Source organism: Streptomyces sp. NPDC050388 (assembly GCF_040655635.1).
GTDB lineage: Bacteria > Actinomycetota > Actinomycetes > Streptomycetales > Streptomycetaceae > Streptomyces.
Map to the genome: position 1 here is coordinate 56663 of NZ_JBFAKH010000016.1, position 15003 is coordinate 71665.

Below are 15003 nucleotides of genomic sequence, written 5' to 3' on the forward strand. Positions count from 1 at the left end.
CCGGGAACGGACTACTTGCTGACGGCGAAGCGCATCAGGGCGTGCTCGTCGCCCTGCTTGATCTTGCCCGTCTCATTGATCACTTCGAGCTTCCATGTGCCGCCGACCCGGATCGCCTTGGCGACGGCGCAGCCGTTGTCCTGGGTGAGCATGCTCGGCCAGATGTCGGCGACCTGCTGGGAGCTGCCCCCGGTGGCGTCGTAGACCTTGAAGCTGATGTTGCGCGCCTTCTGGAAGGAGCTGCCCTTCTTGTACGCGGCGGCGACGAACACGATCGACGTGATGTGGGGCGGGATCCGGGCGAATTCGACGGTGACGGTCTCGTCGTCGCCGTCCCCGTGCCCGGTCTGGTTGTCCCCGCTGTGCACCAGGGAGCCGTTGCCCATGGGGTCGAGCGAGTCGAGGCCGGCGAGGCGCACCGGGTCCCCGCCGTGCATGGCGATGGCGATCAGGTCGAGGTCGGTGCCGGTCTTGTGGCGCAGCTTGCCCAGCAACCCGCCGCTGCTGCCCGCGGTGGGGTCCCAGGAGACTCCGATGGACAGATGGGTCACTCCGTCCAGGTCCGCCGGGCCGTCTTCCTTCGTGAGCGTGATCATGCCTGGGTCATCCTTTACGAAGAGGGATTACAACCACAGAGTGTGCCTGGTGCCCCGGCGGTTCCCTGCCAGGGGTCCCCTACCGGCACATATGGCCTCTCTTGACCGCTCTCCGGCGTCCGGCCCGGCTCTGATGCCCGCTTCGGTCAGCCCCGCTCGGCCGCGGCGCGCGTCACGTCGTGGTGGCCGCGCAGGTGACGGGCCGCGTCGGCCGCGCCGGTCCCGCTGATCAGCACCGCGGCCCCGAACACCCGGCCGTCCGGCGCGCTGTCGCCGGCAGGGCTCCCGGGGCCGTGCAGCACCGTCGCCCGTACGGCGCCGGACGCGAGGGTGATCCCGAGGACGCGGTCCCCCGCACGGTCGGGCAGGGTGATGCGCAGGGAGGCGTCCGGTGCCGACCTGGCCGCGGCGGCGCACCAGACCGCCGCCGCGGCCAGGTCCCAGCCGCCGGTCAGCTCGACGGACACGGTGGTGTCCGCACCGCCCAGTGGCCGCCAGCCCCTGGGCCGCGCACCGCGCTCCGCCGCCGCCCGCCACAGCGTGTCCAGGTCGGCCGCGTGCACGGTGCGGCCGACCCGGTCGCTGAGCAGGTATCCCGCGGACAGCCAGGACCTGACCCGCAGTCCGGACCCGGGGTCCAGGAGCTGCCCGGTCCGTGCCGCCCGGTCGGCGAGGACCGACCGGGCGGGCGGGGCCAGGACGTCCTCCCAGCGCGGCACGGAACGGCCACCGCCACAGGCTCCGCACATCGGAACTCACCCGCCTCTCACGGACTCGGAACGCAGGACACCCACCGCACTCACGGCATGACGTCGCCGCTGTTGGGGCCGAGGGTCTGCCCCACGTAGAGGTTGCCGCCCGGATCACTGGCCAGCAGCACGGCGGTGGGGGCGACCTCCGCCGGGACCCCGAAGCGGCCGAGGGGCAGTTCGGCCTGCTTGGCCTTCTTCCAGTCCTCGCTGATGCCGTCCACCAGCGGGGTGAACACCGGGCCGGGTGCGATCGCGTTGACCAGCACCCCCTTCGGGCCCACCTCCCTGGCCAGCGCCTTGGTCAGGCCGATGACGCCGGCCTTGGCCGCCGAGTAGTGCACCAGGCCCTCGCCGCCCTTGATGCCGAGCTGGCTGGCGATGTTGATGACCCGGCCGCTGCCGCGGGCGACCATGTGCGGCACCGTCCAGCGGCAGCACAGGAAGACGCTGCGCAGGTCGATGGCTATCATCTCGTCCCAGGTCTCGACGTCCATCTCGACCAGCGGTACCTCGGTGAGGATGCCCGCGGAGTTGACCAGGACGTCGGGCGCGCCCAGGCCGGACACGCAGTTCTCCACCATCTGCCGGGTCTGCTCCGCGTCGGTCACGTCGACGACCGCGGTGGCCACCTCCGTGCCCTGCGCCGTGAGGCGCTCGGCGAGCGCGGAGAGCCGGTCGGCGTCGCGGTCCGCCAGGAAGAGCCGAGCGCCCTCAGCCGCGTAGGCCTCGGCGATCGCCGACCCGATGCCGCTCGCCGCACCCGTCACCAGCGCGACCTGTTGTTCGAGGACTCCCATGCCGTTCACCTTTCTCGCCGCGGCCCTGTCCGCTGCCGCTTTCGTTCACTGCTGCCTGATGTACTACCGCTCGGCCCGCCGCCGCTCGGCCCGCCGTCAGTCGGTCACTCCGGCCAGCGGACCGTGAGGCCGCCGTCCACGATCAGCTCCTGGCCGGTGATGTACGCGGCGTCGTCGCTGGTGAGGAAGCGGATCGCGCGGGCGACCTCGTCGGCCTCGCCCACCCGGCCCGCGGGGATGCTCCGGCCGGCCTTTTCGAGCCCGGCGGGTCCCAGGGAGTTCTTCTCGTCCAGCGACTGCGGGGTCTCGATCAGTCCGGGAATGACGGTGTTGACCCGGATGCCGCGGGGGGCGAGTTCGGTCGCCAGCGACCGGCACAGTCCCAGCACCCCGCTCTTGGCGGCGGCGTAGTGGGCGTGGTCGTCCCAGCCGTACACCCCGCCGGCGATGGAGGAGACCGCGACCATGGAGCCGGGACCGGTCATCACGGCGGCGGCGGAGCGGAAGGTGCGCAGCACACCGGTCAGGTCGACCGAGAGCATGTCGTTCCAGGCGTCGTCGTCGAGGTCCGCCAGGGCGGCCCGGCGCAGTACGCCGGCCCCGGCCACCGCGATGTCCAGCCGTCCGTACGTCTCGACGGCGGTCCGGGCGAGGGCGTCGACCTGCCCGCTGTCCCGGACGTCGACCGCGACGGCGGTGCAGCGGCCGCCGGCGGCCTCGACCAGCCGGACGGTCTCGTCGGCGCTGTGCGGGTCCTTGGGGTAGAAGCCGACGACGCTGTGGGCCCCGGCACGGGCGTAGGCGACGGCCAGGGCGCGGCCGATGCCGCTCGCGCCGCCGGTGATGACGGCGACCTTGCCGGCCAGCCCGTCGTCGCGGACCGGTGCGGTGAGCTCGGTGGAGGTCATGTCCTGCCTTTCGTGGAGTCCCCGGTGCGTGGCGGGTGCGGGCCGCCACGCACCGGGAAGGGAGGGGAAAACGGTCGGCTCAGGGCGCCGCGGCCTGGAGCGCGGGCTCGTCGTCCGTGTCCTGGCTGACCTTGTTGGCGCCGAGCATCAGCACGCCGGAGAGGAACATCCCCAGGGCGCCCGCGACGAACGCGGCCGTGGTGGCGCTCGCTCCGAGGCCGATGACCGCGCTGAGCAGTGCCGATCCGGCGACCGCGCCCGCGGGGCCCATCACGTGGGCGGTGTTGGAGCCGATGCCGCGGACCCGGGCCGGGAACGACTCGCCCATGTAGAACACCATGGCGGAGTACGGGCCGAGGAGGAAGAACAGCCCCAGGGCGTACATCGGGATGACGTACGCGGCGCTGTCCGGTCCGAAGAGCATCGCCGTCATGACGATGCCGCCGATGGTCCAGCCGACGATGATGGTCGTCCGTCGGCCGATCCGGTCACCGAGGTACCCGTGGGTGAGGTAGCCGAGGAAGCCGGCCAGGTTGGCCAGGATGAGCACGACCAGGGCGCTGGAGAACGAGACGCCCTTGCCGTCGGTGAGGATGGTGGTGCCCAGCACCGAGAAGACCTGGATGCCCATCCAGTTGAACAGCCACGCTCCGGACAGGCACAGGGTGTGTCGGCGCAGGTCCGGGGCGAAGAGCTGGCGCAGACCGGACTCGTTGTCCCGGCTGATGTCGAGGTCGTACAGCTTCGCCAGCTTGGTCGCGTCGGCGTCGCGTCCCTCCTTGCGCAGTTCCCTCGTCCGCTTGAGGGCGACGAAGGAGGGCGACTCACGGAGCTTGGATCCGGCGACGAGGATGACGACGACCGGGAAGGTGGCGAGGAGGAAGATCCAGCGCCAGCTCATGACCGGCAGCAGCACGGCCGCGAACGCCGCGGCCAGCAGGGCGCCGACCGGCCAGCCGCTCTGCACCAGGCTGAACATGAAGCCGCGGCGCCGGCTCTTGCCGTACATCTCGTTGAGGTAGACGCCGTTGACGACCTCCTCGGAGTAGCCGAGGCCGGAGACGGCCCGCGCTCCGATCAGCGAGGCGGCGCCGCCGACCAGTGCCGTGAGGCCGGAGGAGATCGCGGCGCCCGCCGTGGTGACGATCAGGCTCGGCTTGCGGCCCCAGCGGTCCAGCATCGGCCCGACCAGCAGGGAGACGACGAAGGTGCCGATGGTCACGCCGGTGGCGATCGCCGTGGCCTGCCCGGTGCTCCAGCCGAACGTCTCGGAGATCTTCGGCAGCAGGGTGCCGAAGAGCACGAAGTCGTAGACGGAGAAGACCCAGGCCAGGAAACAGACCACGGTGGTGGTCGTGATGGTGCGCCGGCTGAGCGTCGGGGGGCCCTTGAAAAGGACCTCGTCCGAGGGTGCTCCGCTGCGCGGCCATTCGTTCTCGTGGGGTATGTCGGTCTGCTGCACGGTGGTCATCTGCTGTCCCCCTTCTGGCGCGGGTTGCGGGCGGCGAAGTCGTCCGCGATCTGGTCGAAGGTCACCCAGCGGACGCCTTCGTGGGAGTTGATGTGGTCGATGAGGCGCTCCAGCATCAGCAGCACCTGGGGGCGGCCGGCCACGTCGGGGTGGATGGTCATGGTGAAGGCCGCGTGGTCCATCTCCCGGTACACCCAGTCGAACTGGTCGCGCCACATCTCCTCGATGTCACGGGGGTTGACGAAGCCGTGGCTGTTCGGGCTGGCCTTGATGAACATCATCGGCGGCAGGTCGTCGAGGTACCAGTTGGCCGGGATCTCGATGAGGTCGGTCTCCTGGCCGCGCACCAGCGGCTTCATCCAGGTCTCGGCCGGCTTGCTGTAGTCGATCTTCGTCCAGGAGTCGCCGACCCGCACGTAGTACGGCTCGAAGTCGCGGTGCATCAGGGAGTGGTCGTACTTGATGCCCCGCTCGAGCAGCAGCTCGTTGGTGACCGGGCTGAACTCCCACCAGGGCGCCACATAGCCGGTGGGACGGCGGCCGGACCGGGCCTCGATCAGCTCGATGCAGCGGTCCAGGACCGCGGCCTCCTGCTCGCGGTTCATGGCGATCGGGTTCTCGTGGCTGTAGCCGTGCACGCCGATCTCGTGGCCGGCGGCGACGCAGGCGTCGAACTCCTCCGGGAAGGTCTCGACGGAGTGGCCGGGCCAGAAGAACGTCTGGGTCAGGCCGCGGCGCCGGAACAGTTCCAGCAGGCGCGGTACGCCGACCTCGCCCGCGAACAGGCCGCGGGAGATGTCGTCGGGTGAGTCCTCGCCTCCGTAGGAGCCGAGCCAGCCGCCGACGGCGTCGACGTCCACTCCGAAGCCGACAAGGATTTCCTTGGTCATCGACATCTCCTTTGATGACATCTGGGGATGGGGTGGTTGGGTGAGGGTGTGTCAGTAAGTCGGTTTGGCAAGGGGGTTGGGTGGCGCGGGGCGCTCGGGCTCAGGAGCCGGGCGGTGGGTCCTCTCCGGCGAGCCAGGCGCGGACCAGGGCTTCTGGCGAACGGCCGGGGACGGCGCTCGCGGCGGCCAGCAGCAGCCGGGCCTGCCAGGGGCTGAGGTCGTCGGCGAACACGGCGCCGACCCGCTGCAGTTCGGTGCCGCCGCCCGCGTAGAGGGGTGCGACGGGGCCGGAGTGCACCCGTGAGCAGATCAGCACCGGGTGACCCGAGGCCACCGCCTCGGCGACCGCCTCGACCAGTTCCGGCCCGGCGTTGCCCGCGCCGACCGCCGCCACCACGACCCCCGCGGCACCGGCCTCCAGGCTGGCCCGGACGAACAGTCCGTCCGCACCGGGATAGACCGGCACCACGTCCACCCGGGGCAGGTCGGGGAGGCCGAGGTCGAGGGGGAGCCGCGGGCGGGGCCTCGGCTGCGACAGCGGCACCACGCGCCCGTCCACGACGCGGAGCGCCGGTCCGCGTCCGGGCGCGGTGAAGGCGTGCGCCGACATGGTGTCGCTCTTGCGCACCCCGCGGGCGGGGAAGGCGAAGCCGTCGAAGACCAGCAGCGGGCCCTGCCCCCGGGCCGCGTCGTCGGCGGCCACGGCCAGGGCGTCGCCCAGGTTGGCCGGGCCGTCCGCGGCGCGGTCGTCGAAGGGGCGCTGAGCACCGGTCAACACGATCGGCCGCGGGTCGTCGAACGCCAGGTCCAGCAGGAAGGCGGTCTCCTCCATGGTGTCGGTGCCGTGCGTCATCACCACCCCGTCGGCCCCGTCGTGCAGCGCGCCACGCACCTCACGGGCCAGCGCCAGAAGGTCCGCGGTGCCGAAGGCGTAACTGCCCCGGGTGACCACGTCCCGCGTGCTCACCTCCGCGCCGGCCGGCAGCGGACCGGCCGACGCGAGCAGTTCCTTCGCGAGCACGGTCGCCCGGCGGCCCTCCGCCCCGCCCCGGCTCGCGATGGTGCCGCCGGTGGCCACGACCTGGATTCGACGCATGAACCCTCTCTTTGCCTCGTCGCAAACGATTGCGATGAGGCTACGCAAACGATTGCGCTTTGGTCAATGGTTGTCGGACACTCGTCTGGCCGGAGCGTTCGGGGATGTGCGAGGCTCAGGGGCGCCAGGACGGCGAACAGCCGTCCGCACCGAGCGGATTCGCACAGGGCTCAACAGGACCCGAGGGCGTCCGGACGGAATTCGAGCAGGATGTCGAGAAGAGGGGCAGCGGGAGTGGAGCGACATGGAGCACGGGCGGGGGCCGGTGCACAGACCGGTCGTGCCCCGGTCACCCTCGCCGAGATAGCCCGGCAGGCGGGCGTCCACGTCTCCACGGTGTCACGGGCGCTGAGCCAGGACGACAGCGTGCGGGGCGGGGTGGCCACCGGGACCGCCACGCAGATCCGGGCGCTCGCCGAGGAACTCGGCTACCAGCGGGACCCCGCCGGAGCCGCGCTGCGCACCGGCCGCTCCCGGATGCTGGGGGTGCTCGTGCCCCGGTTGACCGACATCGTGCTGGCCACCGTCTACGAGGGAATCGACGCGGCCGCGGCCACCGCCGGCTACCACACCGTGGTGGCCAACACCGGTGACGACTGCGAGATGCAACGACGCCGGGTCGACGCACTGCTCGCCCGGCGCGTCGACGGCCTGGTGCTCGGCGACGCCCACTCCGACTCCGACCTCGTGGCCGAGCTGGCCGGCCGGCGCATTCCCCTGGTGCTGGTCTCCCGCCGGCTGCCGGGCAGGGTGTCGGTGACCACCGACGACGTCCGCGGCGGGCGGCTGGCCGGCGAACACCTGCTCGACCTCGGTCACCGGCGGGCCGCAGTGGTGGCCGGAGAGCCCTACGCCAGCACCGGGGTCGAGCGCACCCGGGGTTTCCTCGACGCCTTCGCCGAGGCGGGCCTGCCGATACCGGAGAGCCACGTCGCCCAGTCCCGCTTCGACGTGCCCGGTGGCCGGGCCGCCGCCGAGCACCTGCTGAGCCTGCGGCCGATGCCCACCGCGGTCTTCGCGGTCAACGACTTCGCGGCGATCGGCGTGATGGCGGCGGTCCGGGACGCCGGCCTGACGGTCGGCAGGGACGTCGCGGTCGTGGGCTACAACGACGTCGCGCTGGCGGCGGCCCTCCCGGTGCCCCTGACCTCCGTGCGCTCCCCGATGTACCGGATGGGCGAACTGGCGGCGACGACGCTGGTGAACATGCTCGAGGGCAAGCCCGGCCGCTCCCGGCGCCTGCGCCCCACCCTCGTGGCCCGCGCCTCGACCCTCGGCGTCGTGCCCCCGGCGTAGGGCCGGAAGGGAGGGGACCACCCGTGTCGTCCGCCGGCGGTGCGTGACAGCGGGATGCCAGCGGGATGCCAGCGGAAGACGTGCCGAACGGTGAGCGGGGACCGCTGGAATGGTTCCGTACCCACACGGCGGAGGCAGCCGGCCACGGCGGTCCCCCTGACCCACCGGGAGTCACCATGAACAAGGACCTGAGCACCCTCGCGGACGAGATCCTCGAGCTCGAGGCCGAGACCTTCGAGATCTCCGACTACTCGGACGCCAGCGAGGTCGTGCTGGCCGGCTGCACCAGCACCAGCTCCACCTCGACCTCCAGCTCCACCTGCAGCACCACCTCCTGCTCCGCCTGACACACGTCCGGTGAAGCAGACGCCCGGTCGGCGTCCCTCCCCTCAAGGGGCGGGCTCCGGCCGGGCTTTCGTCATGCCCGTCCCGGCCGCGCGGCCGGGACGATGGGGGCCGCCGCAAACCTCGTGCGGGTAAACCCCTCCAGCCACATGCTTGCTTTGCCGGGCGTGTCCGTCCCGGGCCGGCACCGACAGGGTCATTCACCAGCAACAAGACTGTTCTTAACGACATTTGACTGCACCTCAGTGACAGCAGTCCGCCTCTGAGGCCCTTCACGCCCTCCTCTTGACCGCCGGTCTACGCCAGTAGACACTCACCACTGCCACAAGGCCGATTGATGTCGTGCACACCGGTTTCACATGTGCTCTGCCCGCCCTCGTCAGAGTGCGGGCAGAGGTCCTGTACCAGCCGCCCTCCCGACCAGGGGCGGACACGGCGTCAGGACACCGCTTCCCGAAGCGGACCATGACGAGCCGGTTCGACGGATCTTCGAAGGTCAACGGGGGAATACTCGTGCGTTTTCAGCTGCTCGGCCCGCTCAGCATCACCGACGGTTGCGATGTGGCCGTCCTCCCGCCGGCCAAACCGACGTCACTGCTGGCGGCGCTGCTGATCCGCCCCGGCGAGGTGGTCCCCACGCAGCGTCTCCGGCAGGCCGTCTGGGGCGACGAGCAGCCGGCGACGGCGAAGGCGGCCCTGCAGAGTTGCGTCCTGCGGTTGCGCCGCCTCTTCGCGAAGTACGACATAGAGGAACAGTCGGTGGTCGCGGTCGCCGGGGGCTACCGTCTCCCGGCCGACGGCGACACCCTGGACCTGCTGCACTTCCGTGGCCTGGTGGCCGACGCGGCCGGGGCGGGCGAGTCCGAACTCCCCTTGCTGCGCACGGCACTCGGCCTGTGGCACGGACCGCTTCTCGCCAATGTCCCCTCCGAACTGCTGCACCGCGACGAGGTGCCCCGACTGGTCGAGGAGCGCCTGCGCGTCCTGGAACGCGTCTGCGAGATCCAGCTGACCCGGGGGCAGTACCGCGAGGTCCTGGTGGACCTCTGGGAGGCCACCCGCACCCACCCCCAGCACGAAGGTCTCGCCGCCCAGTTGATGCGGGCGCTGTACCGGGCGGGACGGCAGATCGAGGCGTTGGCCGAGTACCGGAGGATCAGGACACACCTCCGGGAGGAACTCGGCGTCGATCCCGGCGCGGAACTGCAGGGTCTGGAACTGGCCATCCTGCGGGGCGACGAACCCCGTGGCCCGGCCATGGAGGCCGCACCACTCACCCTCGCCCCGCACGTGGCGCCCGCGGTGGCCGACACCCTGCCCGACGCCCTTGCCATCCGAGGGAAGAGCGTCCCCTCCGGCGGGTCCGTCGTCCCCGGCGACGGCCGCCCGCCCTCAGGGCCGGCACATCCGCCGGGACCCAGGCTGCCCCATGTCCCCGGCTTCACCGGCCGCATCCGTGAGACCGCCGATCTGGTGAGCCACCTGAGCGGTGGGGGCCGGAGGGACGGGCGGACGGACGCCGGCCCGGTGATCGCGGTGATCTCCGGAGGGCCGGGAATGGGCAAGACCGCGCTGGCCCTGCACACCGCGCAGTTGGTGGCGGACCGGTACCCCGCGGGCGGCGTACTGCTGCCGCTGACCAGGCCCGACGGCACGCCGCGGTCCGCCGACGAGGCGGCCGCCGAACTGCGCTCCGCGCTCCCCTCCGGCGCTCCCCCCGGATCATGCCTGGTGATACTCGACGATGTCGTGCACCCCGACCAGGTCCGCGGGCTGATCGGTATGACGGGCCGCGGCGCCTTCGTCGTCACCAGCCGCATGCGACTGGCCGCCCTGGTCGCCACGCACGGCCCGGCGGTGCTGCAACTGGGCGCCCTGCCGCCGCAGGAGTCCCACGCGCTCCTCGTCGCCGTCCTCGGTCATGAGCGGGTGGCGGCCGAGTCCACGGCCGCACACGCCCTCACGGAGACGTGCGGGCATGTCCCGCTGGCCCTGCGGATCGTCGCGGCCCGGCTGCTGACCCGGCCGAAGCTGCGCCTGGCGGACCACGCCGCATGGTTGCGGCGGGACCTGCCCGCCCGGCTGGCACTGCCCGACGACGCCCGGATGTCCGTGCCCCTGACCCTCGACGGTGCCCTGGACCGGCTGCCCGCCCCGGTGTCCGACGCGCACCTGCGCCTGGCACGGCTGGACGGGCAGATCACCGTACCGGCCGCGGCCCGTGCCCTCTCCGTCCCCGAGACACACGCCGAGGAGCTGCTCGAGCGGCTGCTCGACACCGGGCTCCTCGACGAGGAACAACCCGGGACGCTCCGCATGAACACCCTGTTCCGCGCCCACGCACTGCACAGGGCCGCCCGGACCGGCGACATCCCGCAGGCCGTCATCGCCACGGCCCGGCGCGCCCTTCCGTCCGGGGCCACCTGACGGACCGGGGCCGCGGCCCGGAACGCGGCCCGGACCGACGCGCCGGGCACCTGAACATCCTGCCCTTCCCCGCTTTTCCCCTCCTTCCCCACCTTTCAGACCCGAGTGGCCGTCAGGCCCGACCCGGAGGTGCGACCCCCGTATGCCCACGACCCCGTACGAGGAGACCTCGGACACCCGCCCCAGGGTGCGCCGCGACGTGCTGTTCACCGAGACGCCCACCGGCGTGATCTTCCACAACGCCGACGGTGGTTTCCAGCTCAGCTCCCCGTCCGCCTACCGGTTCGCCACCCTCCTCGTCCCGCACCTGGACGGGAGCCGGACCGTGGCGGAGATCTGCGCGGGCTTCAAAAACCAGCAGAAGGCGATGGTGGGCGGACTGGTCAAGGCGCTCTACGCCCGCGGGTTCGCCCGGCCCGTGCCGGCCCCCGGTGAACCGGGACCGGGCGCACCCGTGCAGTCGGCGGTCGCCGCGCGCTTCGCTCCGCAGATCGCCTACATCGACCACTACGCCGACGACGCCGAGAGCAGGTTCGCCGCGTTCCGCGGCACCCGCGTCGCCGTGCTCGGCGACGGTCCGGTCGCCCGCTGGTGCGCGCTCTCCCTGATCCGCAACGGCTGCGCCTCCGTCGCCGTGGAGGCCGCACTGGCCGAAGGCCCCGCCACCACCGCCGAGTTCGGCGAGCTGCGGGCCGAGGCGGCGGAGTTCACCACGCAGGGCAGCCCGGCCGAGGTGACGGTCCTGCCCGACGCCGGGGCCGGCTCGGCGGGCGACTGGACGGCGTACGAGGGGTACGACGTGGTCGTCGCCGCCTGCGGCCGCGACGCGTTCCGGACCGCGATCACCCTGCTGGGCCGCGGCGTTCCGGACGGCCGCTTCCTGCTTCCCGCCTGGACCTTCGGCGACCGGGCGGTGGTCGGACCGGTCAGCGGCCCGGACTCCGAGGGCTGCCTGGCCTGCGCGGCGCTGCGCCTCGGCGCGACGGGGGACGCGGCGGTCGCGGCCGACCTCTGGAGCGGTCTGGCCCTGGGTGGTGACCCCGGCCCCGGGCCGCGCGGCCCGCTCGCCGCGATGCTCGGCAACCTGCTCGGCTACGAGGTGTTCCGACTGGTCACCAAGGCACTGCCGGCCGAGACCCGGGGCCAGGTGCTGCTCCAGGACATGGCCTCGTTCGATGTCCTGGCGGAGCGGCTGCTGCCCCATCCGCGGTGCCCGTTCTGCCGGACCCGACCCGGCGCTCCCGAGCCCGTCGACCTGACCGCGGCCCCCGGACGGCCCGCCTTCGAGCCGGTCGTCGCCGCCGCTCCGGACGACGACGCGACCGAGGGGCCGCTCGCCGAGCTCGACCGCCGCTCGCTCGCGCTCCGGCCGTCCGTCGGGGTCTTCACCCGGTACGCGGACGAGCCGGTCACCCAGACCCCGCTGAAGGTCGGCGCCGTGGAGGTCGGTCTGGGCGCCGCCGGGACCCGGACCGTCGTCGCGTTCGACGTCCAGCACACCGCGGGCGCCCGCCTGCGGGCCCTCAACACCGCCGCCGAGGTCTACGCCGAGCACGTGGTGCCCGGCTCCCCCGCCCCGGACGACACCTCCGGCGCCGACGCGCTGCCGAAGGTGGACCCGGACGCGCTGACCACGGCCACCGGCGCCGGGGGTGATCCGGTCGCCTCCTGGACCCCGGCCATGTCGCTGCTGACCAAGGAACGGACGCTGGTGCCGACCGGCGCGGTGCGGCCCTTCGGGCCGGACAACCAGGACCGCCGGTTCGAGCCGTCCCGCGCCGGGGCCGGCGCGGGCGACGGCCTGCCGGAGGCCGCGGCGGCCGGCCTGCTGTCCGCGCTCGCCCACGACGCGCTGCGGCGCTCCGTGCGCGGGGCCGGGCGGACCGCGGTGATCCCCCGGGCCGTGTTCGCCGACGACGTGGAGGCGACCTTCCTGCTGCGTTCCGCCGGGCATCTGGGGCTGGACGTCGAACTCCTCGACCTCGGGGAGGCGGACCGCACCGGGGTGTCCGTCGTGCTGGCCAGGAGCCGGCCGACGGAGGGGGGCGGGCCGGGCCACTGGGCCACCGGCGCCGCCCTGGACCGGACGGCCGCGGCCACCGACGCGCTGCGCGACCTGCTCGGCACCGTCCAGCTCGCCGCGGAGGGAGTGCTGGGCGCGCCCGACACCGGCGATCCGCTGCTGGCCGACCTCGACGCGGCCCTGATACCGGTCACGGCCGAGGACGGCGCGGCCGGGCCGGACGCCGGCCCGGCCCCGGTGACCTGGACGGAGGTCCTGGAGCGGCTGGACGGCGCCGGGCGTGACGCCCTCGTCGTGCCCACGCACGCGGCCGACCTGCCCGCCGCCGGGATCCACACCGTCCGGGTCCTGCTCACCGAGGCGGCCGACGATGACCGCTGACCTCGCCCGGGCCACCGTCGGCGGGGCCGAGGAGCCGCGGCACCGGGCGTGCCGTCTCTTCGCGGAGGAACTCCGCCGTGCTCTGGCGGAGTTGCCGTTCGAGCCGGGCCGCCCGGTGCCCGATGTCGCGGTCCTCGCCCTCGGGGTACGGGACGCCTTCACCGCCCCCGACCCCACCGGCGGGGCGCCGCGCTCCGCGCTCCCCGTGCACCTGTACGGCCGGCATGTGCTGGTCGGCCCTTGGCCCGTGGAGGGAAGGGCCGGCTGCGGCGCGTGTCTGCGGCGCCGTTGGCAGGGAGTGCGCTCGGTCGGTCTGCGGGGGGGCCTCGAACTGCGCGGCGGCACCCGGGAGGTGGGGCCGTGGCCCTACTCGGTGCCGTTCGCCGCGCAGACCGTCGCCGCACTGATCGCCCGGCTCGGCACCGCTCCCCTCGACGACGGGCTGCCGTTCCCCGACGTGTGGCTGGTGGACCTGGAGCACCTGACGGTCCGTCACCACCCGCTGGTGCCCGAACCGGACTGCCCCGGCTGCGGCACACCGGAGCCGGTGACCGCCGAGTCCGCCGCCCTCACCCTGCGGCCGGCGCTCAAGTACCGGCCGGGCGTCAGCCGGGTCCGGCCGGTGGACGCGTACGGCCTCCAGGTGGACGCGTTCGCCAACCCCCACTGGGGCGCCGTCGGACCGTCGGTGGTGTGCGACGTCACCTCGCCGACCACCTCCGCCACCGTGGGCTGCTTCTCCAGCCGCTCCGGCGACTACCTGCGGGAGACGTTCTGGGGCGGTCACGCCGACACCTACCACGCCAGCACCCGCATCGGCGTGCTGGAGGGTCTGGAGCGCTACGCCGGGATGCGCGCCCGGGGCCGTGCCCTCACCCTGACCGCCGCCCTGGACGATCTCGGGCCGGCCGCCGTCGACCCGCGCGAGACCGGCCTGTACACGGACGACTTCCACCGGGCGAACCCCTGGGTTCCGCCCTTCACCCCGGACCGTCCGGTTCCCTGGGTGTGGGGCTGGTCGCTGCGGGACGCGCGCCCCCGCCCCGTCCCGGAGATCCTCGCCTACTACCACAAGCCCGGGATCGAGCACCGGTTCGTCCAGGAGAGCTCCAACGGCTGCGCCTCCGGGGGCAGTCTGGAGGAGGCCGTGCTCAGCGGCCTGATGGAGGTCCTGGAACGGGACGCCTTCCTGCTCGCCTGGCACGGCATGCAGCCGCTCCCCGAGATCGACCCGGCGACCAGCACCGACCCGCACACCCGGGTCATGGTGGACCGCATGGCCATGTACGGGTACCGGGCCAGGTTCTTCGACACCCGGATCACCTTCCCGGTCCCCGTGGTCACCGGGGTCGCCGAGCGGTTCGACGGCGGTCCCGCCCGGATGTGCTTCGGGGCCGGAGCCGCCCTCGACCCCGAGGCCGCACTCGCCGCGGCCCTGTGCGAGATCGCCACCGACTCGGTGCAGCTCCTCCAGCGGTTCCGGCGCGACGAGGCCGGGTACCGCGCCATGGCCGAGGACCACGAGAAGATCACCAGCCTGCACGACCATCCGCTGGTCTACGCGGTACCGGAGATGGGCCGCCACGCCGACTTCCTGCTCCGCCGTTCCTCGCCCCCCGAGCTGTCGAGCGTGGCCGACCTGCGCTGGGCCCGCGCGGACGGCTCGGGTCCGGACGTACGTGACGATCTGCTCGCGGCGGTGGACGCCGTGACGTCCGCCGGATTCGACGTGGTCGTCGTCGACCAGACCGCGCCCGAGCAGCGCGTTCTCGGTCTGCACACCGTGAAGGTGCTGGTGCCCGGCCTGCTCCCGCTCGATTTCGGCTGGACCCGGCAGCGCGCCCGGCACATGCCCCGGATGCGCACGGCACTGCGCGAGGCGGGCCTGCGGCCCGACGACCTGACCGAGGCCGACCTCAATCCCGGCCCGCACCCGTTCCCATGACCGGCCGCCCGCCCCCGGCGCGCGTGCGCCGGAGAAGCAAGCACACAGAACACACCGAGAGCACCGAGAGCACCAC

12 protein-coding genes are annotated in these 15003 nt (G+C 73.0%); 5 read left to right on the plus strand and 7 right to left on the minus strand.

Going from position 1 to position 15003, the window contains the following annotated elements; genetic code table 11:
- Positions 1-11: 11 nt before the first annotated feature.
- The 7 genes from AB0I73_RS11960 to AB0I73_RS11990 form a co-directional block, all read right to left on the minus strand.
- On the minus strand, positions 12-596 hold the full coding sequence (locus AB0I73_RS11960; RefSeq protein WP_202280112.1) for a TerD family protein: 585 nt from the start codon (positions 594-596) through the stop codon (positions 12-14).
- Between the two features lie 146 nt (positions 597-742).
- A complete protein-coding gene (locus tag AB0I73_RS11965; RefSeq protein ID WP_363036301.1) occupies positions 743-1315 on the minus strand; it encodes a hypothetical protein in 573 nt (190 codons plus the stop codon).
- Positions 1316-1395: 80 nt separating this feature from the next.
- The gene (locus tag AB0I73_RS11970; RefSeq protein ID WP_363036302.1) at positions 1396-2145 is read right to left on the minus strand and encodes an SDR family NAD(P)-dependent oxidoreductase; all 750 of its coding nucleotides are present in this window, start codon (positions 2143-2145) and stop codon (positions 1396-1398) included.
- Between the two features lie 104 nt (positions 2146-2249).
- Positions 2250-3053 carry an SDR family oxidoreductase gene (locus AB0I73_RS11975; protein ID WP_363036304.1) on the minus strand — a complete coding sequence of 268 codons (804 nt, stop codon included), beginning with the start codon at positions 3051-3053 and terminating at the stop codon, positions 2250-2252.
- Positions 3054-3132: 79 nt separating this feature from the next.
- Positions 3133-4524 (minus strand): MFS transporter, encoded by a 1392-nt coding sequence (locus tag AB0I73_RS11980; protein ID WP_363036306.1) that lies wholly within the window; start codon positions 4522-4524, stop codon positions 3133-3135.
- On the minus strand, positions 4521-5414 hold the full coding sequence (locus AB0I73_RS11985; protein WP_109378521.1) for a polysaccharide deacetylase: 894 nt from the start codon (positions 5412-5414) through the stop codon (positions 4521-4523). Before AB0I73_RS11985 ends, AB0I73_RS11980 begins: the two co-directional genes overlap by 4 nt.
- 100 nt (positions 5415-5514) lie before the next feature.
- On the minus strand, positions 5515-6510 hold the full coding sequence (locus tag AB0I73_RS11990; RefSeq protein ID WP_363036308.1) for an asparaginase: 996 nt from the start codon (positions 6508-6510) through the stop codon (positions 5515-5517).
- Between the two features lie 234 nt (positions 6511-6744).
- On the opposite strand from AB0I73_RS11990, the gene AB0I73_RS11995 reads away from it, so the two are divergent.
- The 5 genes from AB0I73_RS11995 to AB0I73_RS12015 all read left to right on the plus strand — a co-directional run bounded on the left by AB0I73_RS11995 (position 6745) and on the right by AB0I73_RS12015 (position 14927).
- Positions 6745-7806, plus strand: a complete 1062-nt coding sequence (locus tag AB0I73_RS11995) for a substrate-binding domain-containing protein (RefSeq protein WP_363036310.1) — start codon at positions 6745-6747, stop codon at positions 7804-7806.
- Between the two features lie 176 nt (positions 7807-7982).
- Complete coding sequence (locus AB0I73_RS12000; protein WP_031128743.1) at positions 7983-8153, plus strand: thiazolylpeptide-type bacteriocin; 171 nt, start codon at positions 7983-7985, stop codon at positions 8151-8153.
- Between the two features lie 511 nt (positions 8154-8664).
- Positions 8665-10578, plus strand: coding sequence for an AfsR/SARP family transcriptional regulator (locus AB0I73_RS12005; protein WP_363036312.1), 1914 nt, complete (start codon positions 8665-8667; stop codon positions 10576-10578).
- A 142-nt stretch (positions 10579-10720) separates the two neighbouring features.
- Positions 10721-12982: a TOMM precursor leader peptide-binding protein gene (locus AB0I73_RS12010; protein WP_363036314.1), complete on the plus strand. Its 2262-nt coding sequence runs from the start codon at positions 10721-10723 to the stop codon at positions 12980-12982.
- The gene (locus tag AB0I73_RS12015) at positions 12972-14927 is read left to right on the plus strand and encodes a TOMM precursor leader peptide-binding protein (RefSeq protein ID WP_363036316.1); all 1956 of its coding nucleotides are present in this window, start codon (positions 12972-12974) and stop codon (positions 14925-14927) included. Before AB0I73_RS12010 ends, AB0I73_RS12015 begins: the two co-directional genes overlap by 11 nt.
- The last annotated feature ends 76 nt before the right edge of the window (positions 14928-15003 follow it).